The sequence below is a fragment of the Candidatus Infernicultor aquiphilus genome (assembly GCF_002784285.1).
Classification (GTDB): Bacteria; Atribacterota; Phoenicimicrobiia; order Phoenicimicrobiales; family Phoenicimicrobiaceae; genus Infernicultor; species Infernicultor aquiphilus.
This window is the reverse complement of sequence record NZ_PFKO01000389.1, coordinates 1-2,632: the sequence shown is the minus strand read 5'-3', so window position 1 is coordinate 2,632 and position 2,632 is coordinate 1. Positions and strand designations below refer to the sequence as shown.

The window sequence follows — 2,632 nt, the reverse complement described above, 5'->3', positions numbered from 1 at the left end:
GAATAATTACTCCCTTAAAACTAAATGCAATTATAAGTGATAATCCATCTAAAGAAAATTTCTTAGGCCACCCGACCATTTGTATAGAAAATTTCCTATCCCAATACTCTACCATAATAATCTTTCCAGTAAAAAAATAATCATACTTTCTACCAACAACCCGGAGAAATTAACCAAAGAAATAAGTGAATATAAAAATATATCCAAAAATATCAAAATAATAAATATAGAATCTGTCCTTAAAACTATCACTTAAAGCTTACAATCGTTATTTTCTTTACTAAATACTAAATACTAACGACTTTTTTTAGATTGGTAGATTGGCCGATTGCCTGATTCTTTTTTGATTTTCTTTTTATTTCGATTGGCAGATTGGCCGATTGGCAGATTGAATTCGATCTCTTGACTTTATACTTCAATTGCAGTATAATTAATTTGAGGTGATAATATGAGAAGACAGACAAGTATAAGAGTAGAAGATAGGTTCTATAAAGAATCAGAGAAAGTATTCGATGCATTAGGATTGAGCTTTGGAGACGCAGTGAACTTGTTTCTTGCCAAGGTAGCCTTAGAGAAGAAGATACCATTTGAGGTAGGAATTCCTTCCGATAAACTCATAGAGAGAATTCATAATATTGAGAATAATGAAGACGTAGAAATTTACAATACAGCAGAGGAACTCTTTAAAGAACTGGGGATTTGACATTGTTAAAGATAAAAGTTGAGAAAAGGTTCAAGAAAGATGTGGAAAGGGATAGGAGAAGTGGTAAATACTCGCCATTAGATTTTGAAATATTAAAGCATATCATTACTACATTACAAGAAGAGAAACCAGTGGACCCTATTTATAAAAAGCATCCTCTACTTGGAACATCGAAAGGATATGAGGCAATACATATCAAAAGCGATTGGATTCTGATATTTAAAGTTGAAAAGCCTCTCCTAATACTTGCCATGATTGGTTCTCATCCTCAGGTGTACAAAAAACTGATAAAATAAAATAACAATTGATAAATGATTAATATATCTTTCTCTCTATTTTACGGAAATATAATATGAGATTTAAAGTTACTTTATTTACTATTTAGAAATACAAAGGAAAATAATATGTCAAGTAAAAATCATTTAAAGGAAATTACACAACAAATTGTAAAAGAAGTTGCTCCTGATAAAATTATCCTATTTGGTTCACAGACAAAAAAGGAACAGAGTAAAGAAAGTGATTACGATATTTTTGTGTTGAAAAATGACATTACTCACAGGAGAAAACTTGCCCAAAGGATTTACCTGAAGCTCAACGTAGATGTTCCTATTGATATAAAAGATTGTGGAAAAGCACCCCTTCTGATATCGCTCGAGAATTTACTCCTTCCCTTTCTCCCCGTGATGAGTTTCAGAGTAATTCTCCTCAGGAGGTAGGCCATCCTGGAAGAAGGAAAAAATTTAGTAATCCCAGAAAAGATTTTTCTTTTTCAGTGAACATCACTCCCATTAATCAGAAAATAGAAGATCAGATTGATCTAAGTGATATAAAAAGAAAAAATGTTCCCTTAGTAGAAGACTTAGAGACATTAGTTTATTTTTTTCGAGAAAACCAAATAGAAGTAACCATAAAGAATAGATGGATTCCTTTTAAATATCTAAAATTGATCGAAGAAAAATTTATCAGTCCGGATAAAGATAGTTTTAATTTATTAGATAAGGAAGAAAATAGGGGAGAAGAACCTTTCAAAAATTTACCCAGAAATCTTACGGAGAAAAAGTCTTTGAATTATTATTGACCTGGATTGAAAAGTTGAACTAGAAAAAACACAAGGAGGAAGTGTAAAAATGAACGATAAACTGCCATCTATTCAAGAGTGGAAAGACCTATATGATGCCGCAATAGAATTTAAGAGAAAAGAGTGTTGGAACTGGATGTGGGATTATGATTTATTTGGAGTGCAAAACCCGGTAACCGGGGAGATTGGGAAAAAATTATCCATCTCTTGAGGATATGCTCAATCTTCAAAAATTACTTATGGCTTCATTCGAAGATAGAAAATATTTACAGAAAGAAGATTTTCAAGTAATAAAAAAAATTGGTTTAAAATTTAGTGGACCTAATTCCTGGCCGTCATTTAGGAGTTATCGGCCTGGTTATTATCCCTGGTATTTAACCAGTGAAGAGGCAAGATATCTAACCTTATGTCTACAACAGGCAATCGATGTCTCGCTCCGTTTTAAAGATGATCCAGAAATGCTCACTCCCCCTGCCAGGAAAAATCATTATTTAGTTCGAGTCCCACAACAGGACAAGATCGGCGGTCTATCCTGGAAGGATGAGTGGATAGAGCCGTTGCCCTTTAAAAAAGCGGAAATTATTGTAGAACCTATCGATACAGATCGTTTGGAAAAAATCAAGAGAAGAATCCCTTATCGCCAAGGTGTTTGGGAGGTTGATTACTTTTACTATCCAAATCCAATTAAAGAAAAAGAAGAAAGGCCTTTTTATCCTTATATCACTTTATGGGTAGAACACGACTCAGGTTTTATATTAAAGCATCATTTAGCAAAACCTATAGAATGCATCTCCGAATTTCAAGGGCAATTCCTGAAACTTGCTGAAAATTATAAAACTCTGCCCCAGGAA

6 protein-coding genes are annotated in these 2,632 nt (G+C 33.1%); all 6 read left to right on the top strand.

Going from position 1 to position 2,632, the window contains the following annotated elements; all coding sequences use genetic code 11:
• Positions 1-448: 448 nt before the first annotated feature.
• On the top strand, positions 449-703 hold the full coding sequence (locus COZ07_RS10825; RefSeq protein WP_406608575.1) for a type II toxin-antitoxin system RelB/DinJ family antitoxin: 255 nt from the start codon (positions 449-451) through the stop codon (positions 701-703).
• 2 nt (positions 704-705) lie between these two features.
• On the top strand, positions 706-999 hold the full coding sequence (locus COZ07_RS10820; RefSeq protein WP_406608574.1) for a type II toxin-antitoxin system YafQ family toxin: 294 nt from the start codon (positions 706-708) through the stop codon (positions 997-999).
• Between the two features lie 108 nt (positions 1,000-1,107).
• On the top strand, positions 1,108-1,419 hold the full coding sequence (locus COZ07_RS10815; protein ID WP_406608573.1) for a nucleotidyltransferase domain-containing protein: 312 nt from the start codon (positions 1,108-1,110) through the stop codon (positions 1,417-1,419).
• A gap of 56 nt (positions 1,420-1,475) precedes the next feature.
• The gene (locus COZ07_RS10810; RefSeq protein ID WP_406608572.1) at positions 1,476-1,781 is read left to right on the top strand and encodes a hypothetical protein; all 306 of its coding nucleotides are present in this window, start codon (positions 1,476-1,478) and stop codon (positions 1,779-1,781) included.
• A gap of 49 nt (positions 1,782-1,830) precedes the next feature.
• The gene (locus COZ07_RS10805; RefSeq protein WP_406608571.1) at positions 1,831-1,992 is read left to right on the top strand and encodes a hypothetical protein; all 162 of its coding nucleotides are present in this window, start codon (positions 1,831-1,833) and stop codon (positions 1,990-1,992) included.
• Between the two features lie 4 nt (positions 1,993-1,996).
• Positions 1,997-2,632: DUF6930 domain-containing protein (locus COZ07_RS10800; RefSeq protein ID WP_406608570.1), on the top strand; the 636-nt coding region annotated here is incomplete at its 3' end.

Bases quoted from the DNA above. Each gene is read 5' to 3' on its own strand.
- COZ07_RS10825 (WP_406608575.1), top strand. From the start codon at position 449: ATGAGAAGACAGACAAGTATAAGAGTAGAAGATAGGTTCTATAAAGAA.
- COZ07_RS10815 (WP_406608573.1), top strand. From the start codon at position 1,108: ATGTCAAGTAAAAATCATTTAAAGGAAATTACACAACAAATTGTAAAA.
- COZ07_RS10805 (WP_406608571.1), top strand. From the start codon at position 1,831: ATGAACGATAAACTGCCATCTATTCAAGAGTGGAAAGACCTATATGAT.